The 24,244-nt window shown below is 36.0% G+C and carries 28 protein-coding genes; all 28 read left to right on the plus strand.

Annotated elements, in window-relative coordinates:
• The first annotated feature begins 487 nt into the window (after positions 1 to 487).
• A complete protein-coding gene (gene dprA / locus ACQCPR_RS06410) occupies positions 488 to 1,369 on the plus strand; it encodes a DNA-processing protein DprA (RefSeq protein WP_090562615.1) in 882 nt (293 codons plus the stop codon).
• A gap of 110 nt (positions 1,370 to 1,479) precedes the next feature.
• Complete coding sequence (topA, locus tag ACQCPR_RS06415; RefSeq protein ID WP_427138531.1) at positions 1,480 to 3,555, plus strand: type I DNA topoisomerase; 2,076 nt, start codon at positions 1,480 to 1,482, stop codon at positions 3,553 to 3,555.
• 15 nt (positions 3,556 to 3,570) lie between these two features.
• Positions 3,571 to 4,881 carry an FADH(2)-oxidizing methylenetetrahydrofolate--tRNA-(uracil(54)-C(5))-methyltransferase TrmFO gene (gene trmFO, locus ACQCPR_RS06420; protein ID WP_093494451.1) on the plus strand — a complete coding sequence of 437 codons (1,311 nt, stop codon included), beginning with the start codon at positions 3,571 to 3,573 and terminating at the stop codon, positions 4,879 to 4,881.
• Between the two features lie 71 nt (positions 4,882 to 4,952).
• On the plus strand, positions 4,953 to 5,852 hold the full coding sequence (xerC, locus tag ACQCPR_RS06425; protein ID WP_427138915.1) for a tyrosine recombinase XerC: 900 nt from the start codon (positions 4,953 to 4,955) through the stop codon (positions 5,850 to 5,852).
• Positions 5,853 to 5,870: 18 nt separating this feature from the next.
• Positions 5,871 to 6,419 (plus strand): ATP-dependent protease subunit HslV, encoded by a 549-nt coding sequence (gene hslV / locus ACQCPR_RS06430; RefSeq protein ID WP_090562607.1) that lies wholly within the window; start codon positions 5,871 to 5,873, stop codon positions 6,417 to 6,419.
• Positions 6,416 to 7,807 carry an HslU--HslV peptidase ATPase subunit gene (gene hslU / locus ACQCPR_RS06435; RefSeq protein ID WP_427138532.1) on the plus strand — a complete coding sequence of 464 codons (1,392 nt, stop codon included), beginning with the start codon at positions 6,416 to 6,418 and terminating at the stop codon, positions 7,805 to 7,807. The genes hslV and hslU overlap by 4 nt, the downstream gene beginning before the upstream one ends.
• Before the next feature lie 84 nt (positions 7,808 to 7,891).
• Positions 7,892 to 8,671: a GTP-sensing pleiotropic transcriptional regulator CodY gene (gene codY, locus ACQCPR_RS06440; protein ID WP_090562602.1), complete on the plus strand. Its 780-nt coding sequence runs from the start codon at positions 7,892 to 7,894 to the stop codon at positions 8,669 to 8,671.
• 280 nt (positions 8,672 to 8,951) lie between these two features.
• The gene (gene flgB / locus ACQCPR_RS06445; protein ID WP_427138533.1) at positions 8,952 to 9,341 is read left to right on the plus strand and encodes a flagellar basal body rod protein FlgB; all 390 of its coding nucleotides are present in this window, start codon (positions 8,952 to 8,954) and stop codon (positions 9,339 to 9,341) included.
• A gap of 2 nt (positions 9,342 to 9,343) precedes the next feature.
• On the plus strand, positions 9,344 to 9,805 hold the full coding sequence (flgC, locus tag ACQCPR_RS06450; RefSeq protein ID WP_427138534.1) for a flagellar basal body rod protein FlgC: 462 nt from the start codon (positions 9,344 to 9,346) through the stop codon (positions 9,803 to 9,805).
• A gap of 20 nt (positions 9,806 to 9,825) precedes the next feature.
• Positions 9,826 to 10,131, plus strand: a complete 306-nt coding sequence (gene fliE, locus ACQCPR_RS06455; protein WP_427138535.1) for a flagellar hook-basal body complex protein FliE — start codon at positions 9,826 to 9,828, stop codon at positions 10,129 to 10,131.
• 59 nt (positions 10,132 to 10,190) lie between these two features.
• Positions 10,191 to 11,780: a flagellar basal-body MS-ring/collar protein FliF gene (fliF, locus tag ACQCPR_RS06460; RefSeq protein WP_427138536.1), complete on the plus strand. Its 1,590-nt coding sequence runs from the start codon at positions 10,191 to 10,193 to the stop codon at positions 11,778 to 11,780.
• Between the two features lie 122 nt (positions 11,781 to 11,902).
• Positions 11,903 to 12,916: a flagellar motor switch protein FliG gene (fliG, locus tag ACQCPR_RS06465; protein ID WP_427138537.1), complete on the plus strand. Its 1,014-nt coding sequence runs from the start codon at positions 11,903 to 11,905 to the stop codon at positions 12,914 to 12,916.
• Positions 12,900 to 13,679, plus strand: a complete 780-nt coding sequence (gene fliH / locus ACQCPR_RS06470; protein ID WP_427138538.1) for a flagellar assembly protein FliH — start codon at positions 12,900 to 12,902, stop codon at positions 13,677 to 13,679. The genes fliG and fliH overlap by 17 nt, the downstream gene beginning before the upstream one ends.
• Positions 13,680 to 13,684: 5 nt before the next feature.
• Positions 13,685 to 15,007: a flagellar protein export ATPase FliI gene (fliI, locus tag ACQCPR_RS06475; protein WP_241595949.1), complete on the plus strand. Its 1,323-nt coding sequence runs from the start codon at positions 13,685 to 13,687 to the stop codon at positions 15,005 to 15,007.
• A complete protein-coding gene (gene fliJ, locus ACQCPR_RS06480) occupies positions 15,008 to 15,457 on the plus strand; it encodes a flagellar export protein FliJ (RefSeq protein WP_090562580.1) in 450 nt (149 codons plus the stop codon).
• Between the two features lie 8 nt (positions 15,458 to 15,465).
• Positions 15,466 to 16,059: a MotE family protein gene (locus ACQCPR_RS06485; protein WP_427138539.1), complete on the plus strand. Its 594-nt coding sequence runs from the start codon at positions 15,466 to 15,468 to the stop codon at positions 16,057 to 16,059.
• A gap of 32 nt (positions 16,060 to 16,091) precedes the next feature.
• Positions 16,092 to 17,279: a flagellar hook-length control protein FliK gene (locus tag ACQCPR_RS06490; RefSeq protein WP_427138540.1), complete on the plus strand. Its 1,188-nt coding sequence runs from the start codon at positions 16,092 to 16,094 to the stop codon at positions 17,277 to 17,279.
• A gap of 3 nt (positions 17,280 to 17,282) precedes the next feature.
• Positions 17,283 to 17,921 (plus strand): flagellar hook assembly protein FlgD, encoded by a 639-nt coding sequence (gene flgD / locus ACQCPR_RS06495; RefSeq protein WP_427138541.1) that lies wholly within the window; start codon positions 17,283 to 17,285, stop codon positions 17,919 to 17,921.
• A gap of 20 nt (positions 17,922 to 17,941) precedes the next feature.
• Entirely contained in the window at positions 17,942 to 18,322 is a 381-nt protein-coding gene (locus ACQCPR_RS06500) for a TIGR02530 family flagellar biosynthesis protein (protein ID WP_427138542.1), read from the plus strand.
• 81 nt (positions 18,323 to 18,403) lie between these two features.
• A complete protein-coding gene (flgG, locus tag ACQCPR_RS06505) occupies positions 18,404 to 19,333 on the plus strand; it encodes a flagellar basal body rod protein FlgG (RefSeq protein WP_427138543.1) in 930 nt (309 codons plus the stop codon).
• A gap of 65 nt (positions 19,334 to 19,398) precedes the next feature.
• Complete coding sequence (locus ACQCPR_RS06510) at positions 19,399 to 19,620, plus strand: flagellar FlbD family protein (protein WP_241595935.1); 222 nt, start codon at positions 19,399 to 19,401, stop codon at positions 19,618 to 19,620.
• On the plus strand, positions 19,610 to 20,044 hold the full coding sequence (gene fliL, locus ACQCPR_RS06515; protein ID WP_427138544.1) for a flagellar basal body-associated protein FliL: 435 nt from the start codon (positions 19,610 to 19,612) through the stop codon (positions 20,042 to 20,044). Before ACQCPR_RS06510 ends, fliL begins: the two co-directional genes overlap by 11 nt.
• Before the next feature lie 29 nt (positions 20,045 to 20,073).
• Positions 20,074 to 21,072, plus strand: coding sequence for a flagellar motor switch protein FliM (gene fliM, locus ACQCPR_RS06520; RefSeq protein WP_241595929.1), 999 nt, complete (start codon positions 20,074 to 20,076; stop codon positions 21,070 to 21,072).
• Positions 21,065 to 22,225, plus strand: coding sequence for a flagellar motor switch phosphatase FliY (gene fliY / locus ACQCPR_RS06525; protein ID WP_427138916.1), 1,161 nt, complete (start codon positions 21,065 to 21,067; stop codon positions 22,223 to 22,225). Before fliM ends, fliY begins: the two co-directional genes overlap by 8 nt.
• A 19-nt stretch (positions 22,226 to 22,244) precedes the next feature.
• Positions 22,245 to 22,607, plus strand: coding sequence for a response regulator (locus ACQCPR_RS06530; protein WP_241595927.1), 363 nt, complete (start codon positions 22,245 to 22,247; stop codon positions 22,605 to 22,607).
• Between the two features lie 4 nt (positions 22,608 to 22,611).
• The gene (locus ACQCPR_RS06535) at positions 22,612 to 23,301 is read left to right on the plus strand and encodes a flagellar biosynthetic protein FliO (RefSeq protein WP_427138545.1); all 690 of its coding nucleotides are present in this window, start codon (positions 22,612 to 22,614) and stop codon (positions 23,299 to 23,301) included.
• Entirely contained in the window at positions 23,294 to 23,959 is a 666-nt protein-coding gene (gene fliP, locus ACQCPR_RS06540) for a flagellar type III secretion system pore protein FliP (protein WP_241595921.1), read from the plus strand. The genes ACQCPR_RS06535 and fliP overlap by 8 nt, the downstream gene beginning before the upstream one ends.
• Before the next feature lie 12 nt (positions 23,960 to 23,971).
• A complete protein-coding gene (fliQ, locus tag ACQCPR_RS06545; protein WP_093263173.1) occupies positions 23,972 to 24,241 on the plus strand; it encodes a flagellar biosynthesis protein FliQ in 270 nt (89 codons plus the stop codon).
• Positions 24,242 to 24,244 lie beyond the last annotated feature (3 nt).

Genomic DNA, 24,244 nt, shown 5'->3' on the forward strand with positions numbered 1-24,244 from the left:
CCATTATAAGATTGGGCAAAGCCTATCGCATAGATAGTAAGAGTGGTCCAATTTTATTTAGTAAAACATCATCTATAATCTAATCTCTGTTGAATTAGAAATGCTGTTATTCAATGATAATTCCTAGACAGTAAAATTTCTTTGTAATAGATCCCAGTTCAAACATTACTTATTTCCAAATACACGATAATATAGTAAGTACTATTAACTCAATTATCCGCTTACTTCAAGCATACAAGCTTGATTGGAATGCAGGGCGGTGACTCCTTTGGGAACAAGCGCGAGCTGAAGACCCTGGACGAGCGAAGCGAAGGAAGCGGCTGAGGTCGTGCCCACGAAAAGCGTCCGCCCGAAGCGGAAATCAGTGTCATATCTATGTTTCTGTTCGTAATGGACCAGGCATCTTTTTGCCTGGGTCTTTCTTAAATAATTCTAAGAATGAAAGAAAAACAATACTAAACTAGTCGTATAATAGAGGAGGAAACCGATGAGTAAAAGTCAATTTGTTAACCGCTTTTTAGCTTTACATTATGTTTATCCAGTACCTTTAAATAAGCTACGTCCGTTACTTGAGTATGATCAAAGTCTAGCTCAATTTGATATAATATCCCCGCATTTATTGGCGAAATTATGTAAAATCTCCCTCGATCGAGCTATTAAACTCCAAAAAATGTTTAAGGAATTTGTCGAAATTCCGATGTTTCAAATGTATGAAAAGCACTCGATTACCCCAATTCTTTTTTCCAATCCCAACTATCCTAAAAGTCTATTAAATCTGTATGATCCTCCTGCTGTAATTTACCTAAAAGGTAAAATAGAATTACTTGCCAATCCTAAAAAAATAGCAATTATCGGTTCGAGAGAGGCTACGGATTACTCCGCAGAAAGTATCAAATCAATACTACCTCCGTTAGTAAATGAAGAGTATGTAATTATTAGTGGACTTGCCAAGGGTGCGGATACATTGGCACATCAAATAACGATGAATTTAGGTGGACAAACAATTGCAGTTCTTGGAACAGGATTATTTCACGTATATCCTAAACAAAATTTGAAATTATCGAACGAAATGGAGAAAAATCAGTTATTATTAACGGAGTACCCTCCTTATATAACACCTCAAAAATGGAATTTTCCTATGAGAAATCGAATTATTAGTGGACTTTCCCAAGGTGTTGTTATTACAGAAGCAACAAAAAAGAGTGGTACAGTTTCCACAATGGAGCATGCATTAGAAAATGGTAAAGAGATTTTTGCAATCCCTGGTTCCATACACTCTCCGCTTTCAATAGGTCCAAATATGCTAATATTAGAAGGTGCGAAACCAATCTGGAATGGACATCAAATACTAGAAGAATTAAATAAATAAAAAACTAAAAAATGAAAAGTCTTGCTTTTATAAGAAAACTGTTATACATTTTGCAACAGGTATTTGTTTTGAAGATTAAAGCGAGTTACCTTCTATAAGGAGGCAGATTTATGTCGGATTATTTGGTAATTGTTGAATCGCCAGCAAAGGCAAAAACAATAGAAAAATATCTTGGAAAAAAATATAAAGTGAAAGCATCGATTGGTCACGTACGTGATTTACCTAGAAGTCAAATGGGTGTCGATACTGAAAATAATTACGAACCAAAGTATATTACGATAAGGGGTAAAGGCCCGGTACTACAGGAATTGAAAACAGCAGCAAAAAAAGCGAAGAAAATTTATCTCGCGGCTGACCCCGACAGAGAAGGGGAAGCTATTGCGTGGCACTTGGCAAATTCTTTAAATGTAGATATAGAATCGGATTGCCGAGTTGTATTTAATGAAATTACAAAAGATGCTATTCTTGAATCGTTTAAACACCCTAGACCAATAAATATGGATTTAGTAGATTCTCAGCAAGCACGAAGAATCTTAGACCGACTTGTAGGTTATAATATAAGTCCAATTTTATGGAAAAAAGTAAAAAAAGGACTTTCAGCAGGACGTGTGCAATCTGTAGCTCTTCGTTTAATCATTGAACGAGAAAATGAAATTAATAATTTCATACCAGAAGAGTATTGGACGATCGAAGGACAGTTCGATAAGAATAAGAAAGCTTTCGATGCACTTTATTATGGAAGTGAGAAAGAAAAAAGGAAGCTATCTAAAGAAGAAGAAGTAAAAGAAGTACTGAAGTTAATGAAGGGCAAAAAGTTCGAAGTTGCAAATGTAGTAAAAAAAGAACGCAAACGTAATCCAGCTTCATCCTTTACGACATCATCGCTTCAACAGGAAGCTGCAAGAAAACTAAATTTTAGAGCTAGAAAAACAATGATGCTAGCACAGCAATTGTATGAGGGTATCGATCTAGGGAAAAAACAAGGAACGGTCGGGTTAATAACCTATATGCGTACAGATTCAACAAGAATTTCGGATAGTGCAAAAGCTGACGCACAGGAATATATCAAAAATGAATTTGGTTCTGAATACATTTCTACGAAGAAAGTAGAAAAGCAATCGAAAAAAGCACAGGATGCACATGAAGCTGTTCGACCTACAAGTGTCCTAAGAACTCCTAATGAACTAAAAGCGATCCTTTCTCGTGATCAACTAAAACTATACAAGTTAATATGGGAGCGTTTTATAGCTAGCCAAATGGCATCGGCTATATTAGATACAGTGGCTGTTGATCTAAAAAATGGAGAAGTTTACTTTAGAGCAAATGGATCACAAGTTAAATTTCCTGGATTTATGAAGGTGTATGTAGAAGGTTCAGATGATCAAACGGACGATAAGGACAAATTATTACCGGTTCTAGAAGTCGGAGATAAGGTTAATGCTTTGTCCATTGAGCCAAAGCAGCACTTTACTCAACCTCCTCCAAGATACTCGGAGGCAAGACTGGTGAAAACATTGGAAGAGTTAGGAATAGGTAGACCTTCTACTTATGCTCCAACTTTAGATACGATTCAAAAAAGAGGATATGTAGCTTTAGAGACGAAGCGTTTTGTTCCTACTGAGCTTGGAACAATAGTTCATCAGCTTGTGTTAGAGTTCTTCCCTGAAATTTTAGACATAGAGTTTACCGCACAGATGGAAAGAGATTTGGATAGTGTAGAAGAGGGACAGGTTAAATGGGTAGAAGTAATTGATGGCTTCTATCAGGATTTCGAGAAGCGTGTCGTGTATGCAGATGCTGAGATGGAGAAAATCGTAATTAAAGATGAACCAACTGGGGAAGATTGTGAAAACTGTGGTTCCCCAATGGTGTATAAATTAGGGCGATACGGCAAATTTATGGCGTGCAGCAATTTCCCCGATTGTCGCAACACAAAGGCAATCATCAAAGAAATTGGGGTCCCTTGCCGAGCGTGTGGAGAAGGTCAGATAGTTGAAAGAAAAAGTAAAACGAAGCGTTTATTTTATGGATGTGACCAATATCCGACATGTGAATTCGTTTCTTGGGATAAGCCGATAAGTCGACCATGTCCGAAGTGTAACGAAATGTTAGTAGAGAAAAAACTGAAAAAAGGTATACAAATACAATGTGTTGCGTGTGATTATAAAGAAGATCCGCAAAGTTAGAAAGAAGGATACGACATGACTGAAATAGTAAACGTTATTGGTGCAGGACTTGCAGGAAGCGAGGCGGCATGGCAAATAGCTAAAAGAGGTATTAAAGTACGTCTTTATGAAATGCGCCCTGTTAAACAAACTCCAGCGCATCATACAGATAAATTTGCTGAATTGGTTTGCTCCAATTCGCTTAGAGCCAACAACCTAACTAACGCTGTAGGCGTTATTAAAGAAGAAATGCGTATGTTAGACTCTATTATTATACAATCAGCAGATAACAGCAGTGTACCAGCAGGAGGTGCACTTGCTGTTGACAGACATGATTTCTCTGGAAGAGTTACAGATGCCATACGTAATCATCCGTTGATAGAAATTGTAAATGAAGAAGTAACAGAAATCCCAGAAGGAATTACTGTTATAGCAACTGGTCCGTTAACCTCTCCGGCACTTGCAGAAAAAGTAAAAGAAATGACTGGTCAAGACTATTTGTATTTCTATGATGCAGCAGCACCTATTGTAGAAAAAGATAGCATAGACATGGATAAAGTTTATTTGAAATCCAGATATGACAAAGGTGAAGCTGCTTATCTAAATTGCCCAATGACTGAAGATGAGTTTAATCGCTTTTACGATGCATTAGTAGCAGCTGAAGTAGTGCCATTAAAAGAATTCGAAAAAGAAATTTACTTTGAAGGTTGTATGCCTGTTGAGGTAATGGCTGAGCGTGGTCGTAAGACATTATTATTTGGTCCAATGAAACCTGTAGGGTTAGAAGATCCTAAAACAGGTAAACGTCCATATGCGGTTGTTCAGCTTAGACAAGATGATGGTGCGGGGACTCTTTATAATATTGTTGGTTTCCAGACACATTTAAAATGGGGACCGCAAAAAGAGGTATTGAAGCTAATACCTGGTCTTGAAAACGTGGAGATAGTACGTTATGGTGTGATGCATCGTAATACGTTCATTAATTCGCCATATGTCTTAGAACCAACTTATCAACTAAAAGCAAACAAACAAATTTTCTTTGCGGGTCAAATGACGGGTGTAGAAGGGTATGTGGAGTCAGCTGGAAGTGGATTGTTGGCTGGAATAAATGCGGCGAAATTGGCAAAAGGTGAAGAATTAGTCGTATTACCGGCTGAAACAGCACTTGGTAGCATGGCAAGATATATTACAGAAGCGAACCCGAAAAACTTCCAACCAATGAATATCAACTTTGGTTTATTCCCTGAATTACAGCCGAAAGTTAGAGATAAAAAAGTAAAAGTCGAACAATTAGCAAATAGAGCGTTGACAACAATTCAAAATTTTATGAAAAGTACTGCGTTATAATTGCTAAAAGCCTCTTAAAAGTTGTATACTTTTAGAGGCTTTTACAATGGAGATTTACTGGAGCGGAGTTGATAATCATTATAGGGTTTGAAGAACTTCATGCTTTTATGGAATACGTACGATTAGAAAGGAATTATTCGAATCATACAATTCAGGAGTACGAGAAAGATATAAAGCAATTTTTGTCTTTTTTAGACATCGAGGGAGTTTCTGAATTAAGTGAGGTTGAGTATATCCATGCGAGATTATATGTGACAAAGCTATATGAGGAAAAACTAGCAAGAACCTCTATTTCTAGAAAGATTTCCTCCATTCGTTCTTACTATAAATTTCTACATAAAGAATATAATATTCCAGATGATGCATTTCAATCTTTGTTTCATCCTAAAAAAGAAAAAAGACTACCTCATTTTTTTTATGAAGAGGAAATAAGGCAATTGTTTGAAGGGAATAGAGGAACCGATTCCTTATCTATCCGAAATATTGCTATATTAGAATTATTATATGCAACTGGAATACGTGTTAGTGAACTTACTGCGATTGAACTGCGTCATATAGATAGTGGGTATGGTGTCGTTCGAGTGATGGGTAAAGGGAGAAAAGAGCGGTACGTTCCTGTAGGTGATTATGCATTAGCGGCAATAGATGATTATTTGGTCAATAGTAGACCAAAGCTGATGAAGAAAACAACCCATTCATTTTTATTCGTTAATAGTCGGGGAGAACACTTAACAACAGACGGGATTAGATATATATTGAACCAAATGTTGAAAAAGGCATCTATTAATTCAACAATTTATCCACATATGCTAAGACATACATTTGCAACGCATTTATTGAATAACGGAGCAGATCTTAGAAGTGTGCAGGAGCTATTGGGACATTCAAGCTTATCTTCCACACAAATATATACACATGTAACAAAAGAGCATTTACGTAAAACTTATATGAATGCGCATCCTCGTGCGTAAATATTGGAGGTAATAAAAATGGGTAATATTCATGCAACCACGATATTTGCAGTTAGTCATAATGGCAGCCATGCTATGGCTGGAGATGGGCAAGTGACATTAGGTAACCAAGTAGTGATGAAGCATACTGCAAAAAAAGTGAGAAGACTTTTTAATGGTCAAGTTGTAGCAGGTTTTGCAGGTTCTGTAGCAGACGCATTTACATTATTTGAAATGTTTGAAGGAAAGCTCTTAGAATATAACGGAAATTTACAAAGAGCAGCAGTTGAGCTTGCCAAGCAATGGCGAGGAGACAAAATGCTACGTCAATTAGAGGCAATGCTGCTAGTGATGGACAAAAATAGTTTATTGCTTGTATCCGGAACGGGTGAAGTGATAGAGCCGGATGATGGTATACTAGCTATCGGCTCTGGCGGGAACTATGCATTAGCTGCTGGAAGAGCTTTAAAGCAATACGCTGGAGAGAATATGACAGCAAAGGAAATTGCTAAGGCAGCGCTAACTACGGCTGCAGATATATGTGTATTTACAAACCATCAAATTATTGTGGAGGTATTAGGTGAATGAAGGAAACTAACTTAACCCCAAAACAAATTACTGAGCATCTAAATAAATATATCGTTGGTCAAGAAGCTGCAAAAAAAGCAGTAGCGGTCGCACTTCGAAATCGGTATCGTCGACAATTATTGGATGAAGAGATGAAAAACGAAGTGATTCCAAAGAATATTCTAATGATTGGACCTACAGGAGTCGGGAAAACAGAAATTGCTAGAAGGATTGCTAAATTAACAAAAGCACCTTTTATAAAAGTAGAGGCAACAAAGTTTACTGAGGTAGGTTACGTCGGTAGAGACGTTGAGTCCATGGTGAGAGATTTGGTAGAAGCAGCTATACGAATTGTTCGAGAAGAGAAGATGGAAGAAGTAAAAGACCAAGCGATTCGTTTGGCAAATGATGCAATCGTTAAATTACTTGTTCCTTCCTTAAAGAAAAAGAATTCTAATTCCAATCCATTTGAAGCATTATTCGGAGGCAAAGAAGAAGATACTACTGATGTAGAAGATACAGATGTACGTTTAAAACGCTCGCAAATTGCCGAAGATTTAAGAGATGGAAAATTGGAAGAAGAGTATATAACTGTAGAGGTTGTGGAACAAACTCCTTCACTATTTGATGCTCTACAACCAAGTGGAATGGAGAGTATGGGGATGAATATGCAAGACGCCCTATCGAATCTAATGCCAAAGAAAAAGAAAAAACGTAAAATGAAAGTAAAAGATGCACGTAAAGTATTAATGCAAGAAGAAGCGAACAAGTTGATAGACAAAGATGAACTGTCCCAAATTGCTATAGAAAAAACAGAACAAACAGGTATCATATTTATCGATGAAATGGATAAAATAGCAAGTAAGAATGGTGCCGGTTCTTCTGCAGATGTATCTAGAGAAGGTGTTCAACGAGATATTCTGCCAATTGTAGAGGGATCTACAGTTACTACAAAATATGGTGCAGTAAAAACAGATTATATTTTGTTTATAGCAGCGGGAGCCTTCCATATGGCTAAGCCGTCAGATTTGATCCCCGAATTACAGGGGCGTTTTCCAATTCGCGTAGAATTAGAAAAATTGACAAAAGAAGATTTTGTTCGTATTTTAAAAGAGCCGCGCCAATCTCTAATTAAACAATATAAGGCTCTTTTAGAAACTGAAGGAGTAACCATTACGTTCTCAGAAGAATCAATTGAAAGAATTGGTGAAATCGCTTATGAAGTCAATCAGGAGACCGATAATATAGGAGCGAGACGTTTACACACAATTCTAGAGAAGATTTTAGAGGAGCTTTCTTTTGAGGCGTCTGACATTTCGCCAGCTCATATTCAGATTACCCCTGCTTATATAGACCAAAAACTTGACAAAATTGTGAAAAATAGAGATTTATCGCAATTTATTTTATAAAATCAATTCAAATTAGTATCTAAAACAATTAAAAACCTTTAGAATATTAAAATAAATAAGAAAATTAAATGGAGGATTCAATTCATGAATTTATTAACTAAAACAAGAAAAATTAACTCGATGTTACAAGCATCTGCTGGTAAGCCAGTTAACTTTAAAGAAATGGCTGCTACATTAAGTGAAGTAATTGAAAGTAATGCTTTTATCGTATCTAGAAAAGGGAAATTATTAGGTTTTGAAGTTCATCAACAAATTGAAAATGAGCGCATGATTAAAATGATGGAAGAGCGTCAATTCCCAGAACAATATACAAAAAACCTTTTTCACGTGGACGAAACATCATCAAATTTAGATGTTTACAGCGAGCATTCTGTTTTCCCAGAAGAAAACCGTGAGTTATTTAAAGATGGTTTAACAACAATTGTTCCGATCATAGGCGGTGGTGAACGTTTAGGAACATTAATCTTAGGTCGTCTAAAACAAGAGTTTGAAGATGATGATTTAATCCTTGGCGAATATGGTGCAACGGTTGTTGGTATGGAGATTCTACGTGAGAAATCAGAGGAAATTGAAGAAGAAGCTCGTAGTAAAGCGGTTGTTCAAATGGCTATAAACTCATTGTCTTATAGTGAATTAGAAGCAATCGAACATATCTTTGAAGAATTAGATGGCAGTGAAGGTCTATTAGTAGCATCTAAAATTGCTGATCGCGTAGGAATTACAAGATCTGTTATCGTAAATGCACTTCGTAAACTTGAAAGTGCAGGTGTAATTGAGTCAAGATCACTTGGGATGAAGGGGACGTATATCAAAGTATTAAATGATAAGTTTCTTGCAGAATTAGCTCATCTTAAAATGAAATAAACAAGAATAAATTAAAACTCTTCCATTTTATGTGGAAGAGTTTTTTTGATTGGGATAAAAATGAGACAATATTAGGACTTTGAATATATCTGAATATTAAAAAAATGATTAAAATCGACATAAATAGACGGAAGATATCCAAAAAAAGGTATAAAGTCCCATTAATTTATCAAAATTTCAATAGACACAATGTTACATAATCATTACAATAAGATTATCGTGATATTAAAAGAAGATTACAGAAATATATGTCGAATACTTTAAAGAAGAGGTGAACAAAATGAGTATATTTGGTGGTGCAATAGCAAGTTTAGAGCAAGGATTAGATTTCGCAACGGTAAAGCAAAAGACAATTGCGCAAAATATAGCAAATGTCGACACTCCTAATTATAAGGCGAAAAGTGTTAGTTTTAGTGAATACTTATCCGACGCTAAACAATCGACTATATCAGCGCATAGAACACAAGAAAAACATATAGATTTTCATAGAAACTCTAGTGCAAAAGGTGTGTTCGATTACAATTACAGCTATAACCACAATGGCAACGGCGTTGATATGGATAAGGAACAAGCAAATCTAGCGACCAATCAAATCTATTATAATGCACTAATAGATAGAATAAGTGGCAAGTTGAATACATTACAAACTGTTATTAAAGGAGGACGCTAATTATGTCGATTTTTCATGGAATGAATACGACAGCCTCAGCATTAACTGCCGGACGACTTAGAATGGATGTAATTTCCTCCAATATGGCGAATGTAGATACAACTAGAGCAAAGTTAGTAAACGGTGAGTGGCAAGCATATAGAAGAAAGTCTGTTACTTTAAAGCCTTTAGAAGGTAATTTCTCGAATTTCTTAAATGTGGCAATGGGCACTTCCCAAAATAGAAATGTCGGTAGTGGAGTAAAAGTTAGTGATGTAAAAGAGGATACAGAAACACCTTTTAAATTAGTGTATGATCCGACACATATCGATGCAAATGCAGATGGGTATGTAGAAATGCCAAATGTTGACCCTTTAAGAGAAATGGTTGATTTAATATCAGCAACGAGATCCTATGAGGCAAACGTAACGGTTTTTAATGCAAACAAAGCGATGTTGTCTAAGGCTTTAGAAATAGGGAAATAAGAAAGAAGGTATAGTTTAAATTGTCAATAGAATCCATATCATTATTTAATCCTTCACAAATAAATCCGGTTTCGACTACTTCGAAATTAAGTCCCGCAGAGGCACAAGATGAATTTGGTGATTTTTTAAAAACAGCCATTCAAACTGTGAATGAAAATCAAAAAGCATCAGATGTAGCTACTGAAAAGCTATTAACAGGTGGGAATATCGAATTACACGATGTGATGATTGCATCTCAAAAGGCAAGTATTACATTAAATGCGACATTAGAAATTAGGAACAAAGTAGTAGAGGCATATCAAGAAATAATGCGTATGTCAGTATAACCTCTCTCGGTTATCGCTAAATATCGGGTAAAAATATTCACCATAGCCGGAGGATAATAATGAATGAGCGTATAAAAAAAATGATAAGCGATGCAACCAATTTTTGGAAGAGTCGCACTAAAATGCAAAAAGGAACAATGATTGGTAGTTTGTTAGGAATTATCGTTCTAGCTATAGCTGTAACTTTAATGATGAATAAAACTAACTTTGTTCCGCTTTATACAGATGTATCACCATCTGAAATCGGACGTATTAAAGAAACATTAGATGCACAAGGAGTGCCAAATGAAATTGCTCCAGGTGGAACGTCCATATTAGTACCAACAGAGCAAGTTGATTCATTATTAGTACAACTAGCAGCAGAAGGTTATCCTGAATCGGGTATGATCGACTATAATTTCTTTTCCCAAAACGCGGGATTTGGTATGACAGATAATGAGTTTAATGTGTTAAAACTGGCTTCCATGCAAACAGAGCTTGCGAAATTGATTAAAGGTGTCAAAGGAGTAAAGGATGCCCAGGTAATGATAACTTTACCTGAAGAAGGGGTATTTTTATCTCAAACCACTGAAACTGCAAGTGCAGCGATAGTTTTGAATACAGAGGCAGGATACAAATTTACAGATACACAGATTTTGTCCTTATATAACCTAGTATCCAAGTCAATTCCTAATCTAGCTCCAGAAGATATCAGCATAAGAAATCAGTATTTAGAGTACTTTGACCTAGAACAAGCAAATGCAAATACAGCAGGAGCGAATGTAAACGATCAAATGTCGATTAAGAAAACAATTGAACGTGATTTGCAACGTCAAGTTCAAACAATGTTAGGTACTTTAATGGGACAAGATAAAGTAGTCGTCTCTGTTACTACAGACATTGACTTCAAACAGGAAAATCGAGAAGAAAATTTAGTAGAACCGGTTGATGAAGAAAATATGGCGGGAATTGAAATTAGTGCCCAGCGTATTTCTGAAACTTTTACTGGTGAGAATCCCGTAGCAGGTGGTACTCCAGCGACAGAGGATGCAACTGATAACTTTACAAACTATGTAGAAGGTTCTACGTCAAACGGTGATTATGAGCGAATTGAGGACACGATTAATAGTGAAGTAAATCGTATTCGAAAAGAAATAGTAGAAAGCCCATATAAAATTAGAGATATAGGTATTCAAGTGATGGTAGAACCACCTAGTCCTGATGATGTTACTACTATGCCAGACGGTGTAGAACAAGATATAGAACAAATTCTTGCAACAATCATTCGTACTTCTATAGATGAAGAAGCAGGTGGAGAATTGACTGAGGAGTTACTACAAGAAAAAATTGTAGTTTCTGTGCAACCATTTAACGGAAAAGCGACGACAACGACAAGTACGCAATCGACTATTCCTTGGTGGGTATATGTAATCGGTGGAATTTTACTAGTAGCAATAATCCTTCTAGTAATATCCTTACTACGTTCTAGAAAAAACGATGAGGAAGAAATGTTTATTCTAGAAGAGCAACAAGAAGAGCTTAAGGTAGATGATATAAATACTGAAAAAGAAACCGAATCGACACTAAGACGAAAACAACTCGAAAAAATGGCTAAAAACAAGCCAGAGGAATTTGCGAAGTTATTACGTACTTGGATATCAGAGGATTAACTTTGTTTTACTAAAATAAAGTTAAAGCCTCCGGCGGGATGTCAAAGATTTTAAACCCAAAATTGCTGGGTTTAAAATCTAGACACAATTACGCCGAAGCGTAATTGATTGGGGGGACGGCTATGAACAAGCAGGAAAAAGAATTAAGTGGAAAACAAAAAGCCGCGCTCTTATTAATTTCTCTAGGACCTGAAGTGTCTGCTTCTATTTATAAACATTTAAATGAAGAAGAAATCGAGCGTTTAACTCTTGAAATTTCTGGGGTGAAAAAAGTAGAGCCTGAGATTAAAGAAGATATAATAGAAGAATTTCACAATATAGCATTAGCACAAGACTATATTTCGCAGGGTGGTATTGGGTACGCAAAAACAGTTTTAGAAAAAGCATTAGGTACAGATCATGCACAGGCAATTATTAATCGACTTACTTCTTCTTTACAAGTGAGGCCATTCGATTTTGCTAGACGTGCAGAGCCAGCTCAACTGTTTAACTTTATTCAAAATGAACATCCACAAACGATTGCTCTAATTCTTTCTTACTTAGAAGCACAGCAAGCTGGAATAATTCTTTCATCGTTACCGCAGGAAGTACAAGCAGATATTGCAAAAAGAATAGCTACAATGGATTCTACTTCACCTGAAGTGATTAGTGAAATTGAATCTGTGCTTGAACGCAAGCTATCCTCGACAGTTACCCAGGATTACACAGAAACGGGCGGTGTCGATGCAGTCGTAGAAGTGTTAAATGGTGTGGATAGAACAACTGAGAAAACAATTTTGGATGCTCTAGAAATACAAGATCCTGAACTCGCAGAAGAGATTAAGAAAAGAATGTTCGTATTCGAAGATATTGTCACACTGGATAACCGTTCTATTCAACGAGTTATTCGTGACTGTGAAAATGAAGATCTTCTACTTTCGATGAAAGTTTCTAGTGAGGAAGTTAAAGATGTTATTTTCCGCAATATGTCCGTACGTATGGCTGAGACATTTAAAGAAGAAATGGAAATCATGGGTCCAGTTCGTCTTCGTGACGTGGAAGAAGCACAATCTAGAATTGTTACTGTAATTAGAAGATTGGAAGATGCAGGCGAAATAATAATTGCTCGTGGTGGAGGAGATGACATCATTGTCTAAAATTTTCCGAAATGTATATTTGAATGAAACAAAGGAAAATTCAAAATCCATTCAAATAAGGAATTTATATGTTCAAGAAGTGTTGAACACAGACGAGCCGTTGACTTTAGATGTTCTTATACAAGAACGAAGTAAAATGATAGAAGAAGTAAATCAAGAAATAGAAGAGAAACGATCTAATTTAACTAAAGATATCGAAGAAACTAAACAGTATATCGAAAATCAGCTGAGTGAATGGGAAGAAGAGAAGATAACCTTTCAGCAACAAGCGTATGACGAAGGCTTTATGCAAGGGATGGAAGAAGGCCGTTTAAAAGCTCAGGCTGAAATGCAAAACTCATTAAAATTAGCTAATGATGCAGTGCAAACTGCTCATGAGAATGCGGCAAATTACTTGCAACAACAAGAACAGGTCATTTTGGAATTGGCTATACGAACCACAGAGAGAATTATTGCAACAAAGCTAGATGAAAATGAAGAGTTGTTTTTATCGATTGTTAAAAGAGGTTTAAAAGAAGCAAGAGAAATGAAAGAGATCAAACTTTATGTCTCACCCATCTATTTTGAACTCGTATCTAATAATAGACAAGAACTCTCTTCCATCTTTCCTGTAGATGTCCCATTTATGATTTTCGTAGATGAAGATATGAATAGAACTGATTGTTATATAGAAACAAATCATGGAAGAATCGTTGTCAGTATTGACGAGCAGGTCCAGGAGTTGCGACGAAAGCTAGTAGATATTCTTGATAGTATGGAGTGAATGTGATGAAAGCTGTAGATTTAATTCAACAAATTTCGAATGTACCTACTTTTAAAAAATATGGTCGAGTTAGTCGAGTTGTTGGATTAATGATTGAATCACAAGGTCCTGAAAGTTCTGTTGGTGATGTTTGTAAGATTCATATAAATTCACCAAAAACAGGTGCCTCCGTTATTCTTGCTGAAGTAGTTGGATTTAAGGAAGAAGTCGTAGTATTAATGCCCTATACGAATATTAGAGAAATATCAACTGGCTGTTTAGTCGAAGGGACAAATAGTCCATTAGAGATTAAGGTTGGTCCAGAGTTAATAGGGAGAGTTTTAGATTCGATGGGAAATCCAATTGATGGTTCTGTTTTGCCTAAAGGTTTGATGACAGTTGGTACCGAAAAAGATTCCCCAAATCCGTTGACAAGACCACCTATTGAAGAACAAATTGAAGTCGGTGTAAAGGCAATAGATGGAATGCTAACAGTCGGAAAAGGTCAAAGGGTAGGTATTTTTGCAGGGTCAGGTGTTGGGAAAAGTACTTTACTTGGAATGATTGCTAGAAACACTAACGCGGATTTAAATGTTATTGCACTAATTGGAGAACGCGGCAGAGAAGTTCGAGAGTTTATCGAAAGAGATTTGGGAAAAGAAGGGTTAGAGAAGTCGATTGTAGTAGCAGCTACTTCTGACCAACCTGCATTAATGCGGATTAAAGGTGCATTTACAGCTACAGCTATCGCAGAATACTTTAGAGACAAAGGGTTAAACGTAATGCTTATGATGGATTCCGTTACTCGTGTAGCAATGGCACAACGGGAAGTGGGTCTTGCTGTGGGAGAACCTCCAGCAACTAGAGGATATACCCCTTCAGTATTTTCCATTTTACCTAAGCTACTAGAAAGAACAGGTACAAATGAAAACGGAACTATTACAGCATTTTACACAGTACTAGTAGATGGCGATGACATGAATGAGCCAATTGCAGATACCGTTCGCGGAATTTTAGATGGTCATATTGTGTTGGATCGTTCACTTGCTAACAAGGGACAGTATCCAGCTATAAATGTATTAAAAAGTATTAGTCGATTGATGAATCATATTTCAGATGAAAATCATGTGAAAGCTGCGGAAAGATTGAGAGATTTATATTTTACGTACAATAAATCGGAAGATCTTATCAATATCGGAGCATATAAGCGTGGTACATCTCGTGAAATTGACGAAGCTATACAGTACGAACCTTTAATTACTTCATTTTTAAAACAAGGATATTTAGATAAGGTATCTTTAAATTCCTCCGTAGATGAATTAGTGAAATTATCAGGTGGTGTTTCATAAATGGTTGCATATGAATTTAAATTTGCCAAAGTTTTAACAATTCGTGAACAAGAAAAATCAGAAACTGAATTGGCTTACAAGGAATCGGTATCTGCCTTTGAAAAAGTTGCAACAGAACTCTATAATTTGCTGAAAAAAAGAGAAGACACTACGGAAACTCAAAATAGCTTACTAGTTTCTGGCCTTTCCATTAACAATATCCATCATTACTCGAACTATATTGAAGGACTACAAAAAAGAATTGATATTATTCAAAAGGAAGTCATTCAAGCTAGATCTAAAATGAACTGGATGGAAGAGAAACTTCTCGAAAAATCATTAGAGGTGAAAAAGTTCGAAAAGATAAAAGAAAAAGATTTCGAGCATTTTCATCAAGAGCAACAAAGACTAGAAACAATTCAATTAGATGAAATATCTTCTTTGAAGTTTCAAAACAAAGAGATTAGGTGAATAGAAGCATGGCTAAAAAGAACAAAACAAACAAAAGTATTGAAGGAAATAGTGAAACAAAAGGTATAAGTAAAATAAAAATGTTCTTTTATTGGTTTATAATTCCTCTTTTATTTACTTTACTTCTCTTACTAGTAATTGCTCAAATAGCAAATATAAATGTTTTTGAAAAAGCAAAAGAGATAACTGGTTTTAGTGAGGAACAGGTTTTAACAGATGACAAAAAAACAGATGTATTAGAAGGAAAAGTTGTCTCGTTACAAGCAGAAATCCAAGAAAAAGAAGCTCAAATTGATAAAGTTCAAAAAGAACTAGATAACTCAGCAACAGAAAAAGAAGCTCTTTTAATAGAACAAGAAAGATTATTAGATGAAATTGCAAAATTAACAAGAGACCAAGAAAGCGCCAAGCGTGATTACGAAGAAATTGTTTCTACCTTTGAAAAAATGTCTGCAAAAACAGCAGCACCAGTTATTACTAAAATGAGTGATGCAGAAGCTTTACGTATTTTGACGAGTCTTAAACCAGATACAGTAGCAAGTATTTATGAAAAAATGACTCCAGAAGACGCTGCCAAGTATACAGAGTTAATGGCAGAGTAATAGCAGTATCTAAAAGGAAAGGAGGTGAATAAATGAATATCGCAACAGTTGTGAATATGGGGAATAATATTGCTGTTCAACCAAAAGGTCAGCAACAAACACAAGTTCAAAACAATCAAGTATTTGGAAGTGTTTTTGGTCAAATACTGTCAAGTCAACAAGTACAACAACCTGTTACGCCGATCCCAGATGAATCTGCTGAAAATCTAGTGGAAGAATTATTAACGTTACTAGGTGCAGAATCACTAGAAGAGGCAGAATCGTTATTGGATTCAAAAGAATTGTCGATTGATCCAAAACAACTAAAAGAGCTACTGAATAAGCTTTTAGGTGAAAAAACGGATACAGAAGAAGAACCTACAGGGTCAAATGTTTGGGATTTACTAGCAGGTATCCAAGAACAACCGAGTAAGCTAACAGATGCGATAATGCGATCTTTAGATGGGCAAGGACCTGCTACTCCAGTAGAAGCAAAACAAGCATTAGAAATGCTAAAAGTGATGCAACTAATTGGGAAAAAATCCGATTTGACATTAAAACAAGAAACAACATTATTCGACACGCAGCAATTGCTAGGTAATGTGAAGGAAACACTTCAAAAAGCAAATGTTACAAAACAACTTACAATAGAACAAACAATGAAATCTGTTGTTCGGCAAATAGTCGTTAAGCAAGTAGTTTCTCAAGCTGACAAGGTGATTGAAACAAAAGAAGTAACTTCTAATGTACAGGGTCAGTCTTCCATAAACGTTCAAACGAAAGTTCAAACGGTATCGGTGACGCTACCTACTGAAAAGCCTGCTCAATCTGAAGAGTTCGTAAAAGAATTACAAAAAGCTATGAATCGTGCACAATTCGGACAAGCTGGCGGAGCGAACAGATTAGTTCTAAAGCTTAATCCGGAACATCTTGGATCTATTCGAATTGAGATAATCCAAAAAGATGGATTACTGACGACTAAAATGCTTGCATCAACAGCACTTGGAAAAGAAATGTTAGATTCTCATTCTAGTCAGTTAAGACAAGGTCTAGTAAACCAAAATATTCAAGTGGATAAGCTTGAAATTACTCAAGCATTACAAGAGTCTACTAGACAAGAACGAAACCAAACTTTCCAAGAATCATTTAAACAACAGCAGCAAGAGCAACCAGAGACAACTAAAGAAGAAGCAGAAGATTCTTCTACTTTTGTTGAGTTATTAAAAGAAATGGAGGTTTAGTATATGGCTATGAATCCAATTACAAGCAGTATGTATTTACCACAGCAAAAACAACGCACAACAGGAAATAGTACGCTTGGAAAAGATGAGTTTTTGAAGATATTAATGACACAATTACAAAACCAGGATCCGACTAACCCGATGAAAGATAATGAATTCATCGCCCAAATGGCACAGTTTTCATCACTAGAACAAATGACTAACTTGTCCAATGCATTTGAAAAGTTTGCAATGGCACAAGAACAAACCCAAATGATTGAGTACAGTAACTTTGTTGGAAAACAAGTAAAATGGCATGAAGTGACTGATAAGGTAGATGCAAATAACAAACCTATCATTAATGAAGGAACAGGAACTATTTCTGCTATTAAATTTGTTGATGGTTCAGTACAGTTCACACTGGCTGATGGAAAAGTAATTTCACCAGGTAATATTTCAGAAGTTGTAGGTGGAGGAACGAGTTCGAACGGTTTAGTTGAAGCAAGTATGTTAATAGGTAAAACTGTTAGTTATATTCCTACTGGCGCAACATCAGAAACAACAAGTCAAGTAGTATCTGTTTCAAAAAAAGATGGAGCTGTCGTTCTTAACTTAAGTGATGGCACAACTATTAAATCAGATGAACTAATGTCGATTAAATAAAAATAGAACGGAGACTTGCAATGGGCAACATTAATCTTAATCGCGTTCCGCTGCACACAACTATCCGTCAACCACTACCATCTAAACAAGTCACTACTACTAAACAATCGTTTTTACAGCAACTACATGAGGCAACTGTAAAAACAGAATTGAAGATTAGTAAACATGCCAATCAGCGTCTAACTGAACGAAATATTCATATAACAGACGCAGAGTGGCAACTTGTGAGTGACAAAGTATCAGAAGCTCGCTCAAAAGGTGTGAATGAATCATTAGTATTGATGGATCAGGCAGCTTTAATCGTCAGTGCAAAAAATGCTACAGTGATTACTGCTATGGATCGAACGGAAGCGAGAGATCAATTATTTACAAAAATCGATGGCACTATTGTGCTGAACTAATAAAATAGCAGGACCTGAAAAGGATGCTATGTGTAGCTGATTGATAGAAGCTAGCACGCAAATAGAAGGGAGAAAAAATAAATGATTCGTTCAATGTACTCAGGTATTTCAGGTTTAAAAAACTTTCAAACAAAACTAGATGTAATTGGTAACAACATCGCCAATGTTAATACATATGGCTTCAAAAAAGGTCGTACGGTTTTTAAAGACTTAATCTCACAAACTACTTCAGGAGCATCAGGTGCTTCTGCTACTCGTGGGGGGGTTAATCCTAAACAGGTTGGTCTAGGATCCCAACTATCTGCAATTGATACAATTCATTCTGGCGGATCACTACAAACTACTGGTAGAACTCTAGATATTGGAATATCAGGTGATGGTTTCTTTGTTGTAGGAGATTCTGCCAATACTCCAGTACCAGGTGGTGCTGTTGTGGCTTTAGATAACTTGCAATATACGAGAGCTGGGAATTTTTACATGGATGCTAAAGGATACTTAGTAAACGGTGATGGTAAATATGTATATGGATTCACTGAAAATGCTAGGGATTTAGCTGGTGCAGCATCAGCACCAGCTCCTGCAGCTCCTGGTTACGTTATACCTGCAGGAGGGGGGGCTCCCGCTGGTAATAATGTTGGTCCAATACGTATACCTACTGACGCTCAAAGTATGTCTATCTCACAAGATGGAATGGTCACTTATGTAGATGCAAATAGTAACCTTCAATATGCAGGTAAGCTAGTAACTGCCAAATTTGCTAATACTGGAGGCTTGCAGAAGACGGGTAATAATTATTATTCGACTACAAGTAACTCAGGTACTCCTTATTATTCATTTGGTACTGAAAATGGTACGGGCTCTTTAGAATCTGGTTTCCTAGAAATGTCCAACGTCGATCTTTCTGAAGAATTCACTGATATGATAGTTGCACAACGTGGATTCCAAGCAAACACACGTATTATTACAACTTCTGATTCAATCTTAGAAGAGCTGATTAACTTAAAACGTTAATCTTTTAACTAATATTTATTGTAAGGGAGGGTTGGGCCGTTCCTTTAATGGCCCGGCCCTTTATAATGATTAATCTTACTCGTTTAAACGGCAAAGAGTTTTCGTTGAATGCATTATACATAGAGACGGTTGAATCTTTTCCGGATACTACTATAACGCTCACGAATGGTCATAAATATGTTGCGTTAGAATCTCGTGAAGAGGTAGAAAACAAGATCGCTCAGTATTACAAAGAAGTACATATATTATCGAACCCGCATATAAGAGGTGAACAAGATGAAGAGTAAAAATAAACTATTAACCATTATGCTTATTATTTTAGTTTCGATTACGTTAGTAGGTGTAGTCGCTTTACTAATAGTCATGCAGTTAAACAAGCCAGATGAAAGTGATAGTAAGCCGACAATTGATGAAATTATCGAGTCTTCTGTAGATATACCGGAAATAACAACAAATTTAGCAGCTAACAAATTTATCCGCATTTCTTTAAAGGTCCAAACAGATAGTAAGGAAGCAGCGGAAGAGTTAACAAAAAGGGATTTCCAAGTGAAAAATATAGTAATTACGGAACTGTCTGAAATGACTCCTGAAGACTTAGATGGTAAAGATGGCAAAGAGTTGTTTGAAACTGCATTAAAAACAAAAATTGATGAGCTAATGGATGACGGAAAAATTAAACAAGTTTATATAACTTCTTATATAATTCAATAAAGTAACTTTTTCGAATGGAGGTGGGCAGATTGGCAGGTGATATATTATCTCAATCAGAAATAGATGCATTGTTAAGTGCACTCTCAACAGGTGAAATGACAGCAGATGAAATGAAAAGTGAGCAAGAGGCTAGAAAAGTAAGGACATACGATTTCAAAAGAGCACTTCGCTTTTCAAAAGATCAGATTCGAAGTTTAACGAGAATCCATGAAAACTTTGCGCGTCTATTAACTACATTTTTTTCTGCCCAGTTAAGAACATATGTGCAAATATCGGTCGTGTCGGTTGATCAAATACCCTTTGAAGAGTTCGTCCGATCGGTACCACATATGACATTGATCAATGTGTTCGAGGTTCCACCACTGGAAGGAAATATTCTGATGGAGATTAACCCAAATATTGCGTATTCCATGCTGGATTTAATGATGGGTGGTAAAGGACAAGCACATACAAAAGTGGATAATCTAACAGAAATTGAAACGAAGATTATGACCAATTTATTTGAGCGTTCGTTTGATAATTTACGGGAAGCATGGGTAAATATTGCGGATATCGATCCTATTCTAACAGAGTTAGAAGTCAATCCACAATTTTTACAAATGATTTCTCCCAATGAAACAGTAGTGGTCATTTCCTTTAATACAGTCATTGGAGAAACAAGTGGGATGATTAATATTTGTATCCCACATGTTGTATTAGAACCGATTGTCCCTAACCTATCGGTGCGATACTGGATGCAAACGAATAAAAAAGAAGTATCGCCTGAACAGTTAGAGGTTCTAAAAAAACGTGTAAAAGCAGCAGAAATTCCGATTGTTGCGGAAATTGGGACAACGGATATATCTATGGAAGATCTGTTGTACTTACAATTAGGAGATGTCATTCAGTTAAATACTAAAATTGATGACCCGCTAACAGTTAATGTTGGTGGCATTCCTAAATTTATTGGTCAACCTGGTAAACTAAAAAAACGAATGGCTGTTCAAGTCATTGAAACTGTGAAAGGAGGAGAGGATGATGATGAGTGATGATATGCTCTCCCAAGAAGAAATTGAGGCCCTCCTTAGAGGAACGAATATAGATGAAGAAGGTACAAAAGAAGTAGTTACGAAAGAGATAAATATAGAAGACTATTTGGATTCATTTGCTCAGGATACCCTCGGGGAAATTGGTAATATTTCATTTGGTAGTTCTGCTACAGCCCTTTCTTCCCTTTTAGGACAAAAAGTAGATATTACTACACCAAACATTAGTATGATTAACCGTAGTAAACTTAAAGAAGAGTTTCCTCATCCTTATGTAGCGGTCCAAGTACAATATACCACTGGACTGATTGGTATGAATCTTCTCGTTATAAAACAATCGGATGCTGCTATTATTGCTGACTTAATGCTTGGTGGGGATGGTTTAGATCCAAAACCAGAACTTAGCGAAATTCAACTAAGCGCAGTACAAGAAGCGATGAATCAAATGATGGGTTCAGCTGCAACCTCAATGTCTACCGTTTTTAATAAAAAAGTGGATATTTCACCTCCTACAATCGATCTTATGAATCTAATTGAAGGTGAAGGTACAGATGCACTTCCAGAAGATGAATTGCTTATAAAAATATCTTTCCGTCTTAAAATTGGTGATTTAATAGATTCCAATATTATGCAGCTATTACCATTAGAGTTTGGGCTTAATTTAGTGAAATCATTAATAGGTGGAGAAGAACCTGAGGTAGCTGCAACTATTACAGAAGAAAAAGTACATCAGCAACCAGTTCAACAACAGTCTAAACCGCAAACACAACAAGCAGCTGAAATGCATCCGCAGGTGCAGTATAATCAGCATCAATCACGACCACAAGCACCACAAGTGGAAGTACAACAAGCACAATTTGCTAACTTTGAAGCACCAAGTTTATCGCAAAATGAGTCTAGAAATTTAAATTTACTACTTGATATTCCTCTCCAAGTAACAGTAGAATTAGGTCGTACTAAGAGAACTGTAAAAGAAATTTTGGAACTGACAAGTGGCTCCATCATTGAACTCGACAAATTGGCTGGAGAGCCTGTAGATATTCTTGTCAACAATCGACATGTAGCCAAAGGAGAAGTCGTTGTAATTGATGAGAATTTTGGTGTTCGTATTACAGATATTTTAAGTCAAGCTGAACGTATTAATAATTTAAGATAAGCACTGGAGGAGACATATTATGTCGAAAAGAATTTTAATAGTAGATGATGCAGCATTTATGAGAATGATGATTAAAGATATTTTAAGCAAAAATGGTTTTGAAGTAGTAGGAGAAGCAGGAGATGGAGTTCAAGCAATTGAAAAGTATAATGAGCTTAAACCTGATCTAGTTACGATGGATATTACAATGCCTGAGATGGATGGAATTGCTGCCCTAAAAGAGATTAAAGCAAAAGATCCAACTGCCACAATCATTATGTGCTCTGCAATGGGGCAACAAGCCATGGTAATTGATGCAATTCAAGCCGGAGCAAATGATTTCATTGTAAAACCTTTCCAAGCTGATCGTGTAATTGAAGCAATTTCAAAAGCTTTAGGGTAATGACATGATAAGGAAATTCCCCCTCTTTTTAAGTGTTCTTCTCTTACTAACTTTTGGAACCCAGCTAGGTGTAAAAGCAGAATTAGATTCAAATAAAAGTATAGAAGACTACTATAAAGAATTAAATAAAGATCAAAATAACGAAAAAGAGTCAGAGGCTAATATAGAAAAAACTCCAGAAACGAATGATGAACCCGTTTCTGTGGGTGTTTCTGTAACAGCTTGGGATTATATCAAAATGATATTTGCACTTTTGTTCGTTATTGCTTTACTCTATGGTTTACTTCGCTTTGTAAATAGCAGAAACAAAAACTTTCAGACCAATCAGCTTATTCATAATTTAGGTGGGGTTGGAGTTGGACAGGGGAAATCCTTACAGCTAATGCAAGTAGGTAATTCCATATTTTTAGTTGGTATTGGAGACGATATTACTTTGTTAAAAGAAATAACTAATCCAGAAGAAATAGAAAACTTAACTAAAGTATATGAAGAAAAAATAGATATTGGAAAGAGTATTCCATACATATCTGAGTTAATAGGTCGCTTGAAAGAAAAAGGAAATTCAAGAACGGAGACTGAGGATAAGAAATCTTCGTTTGATGAGACCTTTCAGAAGAGGTTACAAGAAATTCAAAAAGACCGTAGTAATGTATTAAAGGATTGGAAGACGAAGGAGCGCGATAACAATGAATGAATTTGTCCAGTTTTTCTCGGACAGCGACCCATCAAATCTCTCCACATCTATAAAATTAATGCTTTTGCTAACGGTTTTATCATTGGCTCCTAGTATTTTAATATTGATGACGTCCTTTGCCAGAATAGTTATTATACTTTCATTTGTTCGAACTGCATTAGCAACTAATCAGATGCCACCAAATCAAGTGATAGTTGGTTTAGCACTATTTTTAACATTTTTCATCATGGCACCAACATTACAGCAAGTTAATGAAGAGGCACTAACTCCTTTATTTGATGAAGATATTACTCTAGAAGAAGCTTACAAAAATGCCAGTGGTCCTTTTAAAGAATTCATGAGTAAGCATACGAGACAAAAAGATTTAGAACTTTTCTTAAGGTATTCAGAAGCAGAAAGACCTGAAACAATCGAGGATATTCCTTTAACAGTTATGGTACCTGCATTTGCACTTAGTGAAATTAAAACAGCATTCCAAATTGGTTTTATGATTTTTATTCCTTTTTTAGTTATTGATATGATTGTAGCGAGTGTACTAATGTCAATGGGTATGATGATGTTACCGCCAGTTATGATCTCACTACCATTTAAAATTTTACTATTTGTTTTAGTAGATGGATGGTATTTAGTTATGAAATCTATTTTACAAAGTTTTTAGGAGCTGATTGTATTGAATAATGAAATGGTAATTTCAATTGCGGAACGAGCAATTTGGGTCATTCTTCTTGCATCAGGTCCTCTTCTTTTAGTTGCCTTAATTACAGGTCTTGCGGTTAGTATTTTTCAGGCAACTACACAAATCCAAGAACAAACACTTGCATTTGTGCCAAAAATTGTTGCAGTTTTAGTTGCTATAGTTTTCTTTGGTCCTTGGATGCTTTCGCAAGTCACCTCCTATGCAGCCGATATCTTTGAGAATTTAATACGATACATTGGTTGATAC

The organism is Psychrobacillus psychrodurans (genome assembly GCF_050209195.1).
Lineage (GTDB): Bacteria > Bacillota > Bacilli > Bacillales_A > Planococcaceae > Psychrobacillus > Psychrobacillus psychrodurans.

Coding starts and splice junctions, on each gene's coding strand:
- hslU (WP_427138532.1), top strand. CDS start 6,416: ATGAAGGAAACTAACTTAACCCCAAAACAAATTACTGAGCATCTAAAT.
- ACQCPR_RS06490 (WP_427138540.1), top strand. CDS start 16,092: ATGAATATCGCAACAGTTGTGAATATGGGGAATAATATTGCTGTTCAA.
- fliP (WP_241595921.1), top strand. CDS start 23,294: ATGAATGAATTTGTCCAGTTTTTCTCGGACAGCGACCCATCAAATCTC.
- flgB (WP_427138533.1), top strand. CDS start 8,952: ATGAGTATATTTGGTGGTGCAATAGCAAGTTTAGAGCAAGGATTAGAT.
- dprA (WP_090562615.1), top strand. CDS start 488: ATGAGTAAAAGTCAATTTGTTAACCGCTTTTTAGCTTTACATTATGTT.
- flgD (WP_427138541.1), top strand. CDS start 17,283: ATGGCTATGAATCCAATTACAAGCAGTATGTATTTACCACAGCAAAAA.
- codY (WP_090562602.1), top strand. CDS start 7,892: ATGAATTTATTAACTAAAACAAGAAAAATTAACTCGATGTTACAAGCA.
- ACQCPR_RS06500 (WP_427138542.1), top strand. CDS start 17,942: ATGGGCAACATTAATCTTAATCGCGTTCCGCTGCACACAACTATCCGT.
- fliL (WP_427138544.1), top strand. CDS start 19,610: ATGAAGAGTAAAAATAAACTATTAACCATTATGCTTATTATTTTAGTT.
- ACQCPR_RS06535 (WP_427138545.1), top strand. CDS start 22,612: ATGATAAGGAAATTCCCCCTCTTTTTAAGTGTTCTTCTCTTACTAACT.
- fliG (WP_427138537.1), top strand. CDS start 11,903: ATGAACAAGCAGGAAAAAGAATTAAGTGGAAAACAAAAAGCCGCGCTC.
- fliJ (WP_090562580.1), top strand. CDS start 15,008: ATGGTTGCATATGAATTTAAATTTGCCAAAGTTTTAACAATTCGTGAA.
- ACQCPR_RS06485 (WP_427138539.1), top strand. CDS start 15,466: ATGGCTAAAAAGAACAAAACAAACAAAAGTATTGAAGGAAATAGTGAA.
- flgC (WP_427138534.1), top strand. CDS start 9,344: ATGTCGATTTTTCATGGAATGAATACGACAGCCTCAGCATTAACTGCC.
- hslV (WP_090562607.1), top strand. CDS start 5,871: ATGGGTAATATTCATGCAACCACGATATTTGCAGTTAGTCATAATGGC.
- fliI (WP_241595949.1), top strand. CDS start 13,685: ATGAAAGCTGTAGATTTAATTCAACAAATTTCGAATGTACCTACTTTT.
- flgG (WP_427138543.1), top strand. CDS start 18,404: ATGATTCGTTCAATGTACTCAGGTATTTCAGGTTTAAAAAACTTTCAA.
- topA (WP_427138531.1), top strand. CDS start 1,480: ATGTCGGATTATTTGGTAATTGTTGAATCGCCAGCAAAGGCAAAAACA.
- trmFO (WP_093494451.1), top strand. CDS start 3,571: ATGACTGAAATAGTAAACGTTATTGGTGCAGGACTTGCAGGAAGCGAG.
- fliY (WP_427138916.1), top strand. CDS start 21,065: ATGAGTGATGATATGCTCTCCCAAGAAGAAATTGAGGCCCTCCTTAGA.
- fliH (WP_427138538.1), top strand. CDS start 12,900: ATGACATCATTGTCTAAAATTTTCCGAAATGTATATTTGAATGAAACA.
- ACQCPR_RS06510 (WP_241595935.1), top strand. CDS start 19,399: ATGATTAATCTTACTCGTTTAAACGGCAAAGAGTTTTCGTTGAATGCA.
- ACQCPR_RS06530 (WP_241595927.1), top strand. CDS start 22,245: ATGTCGAAAAGAATTTTAATAGTAGATGATGCAGCATTTATGAGAATG.
- fliF (WP_427138536.1), top strand. CDS start 10,191: ATGAATGAGCGTATAAAAAAAATGATAAGCGATGCAACCAATTTTTGG.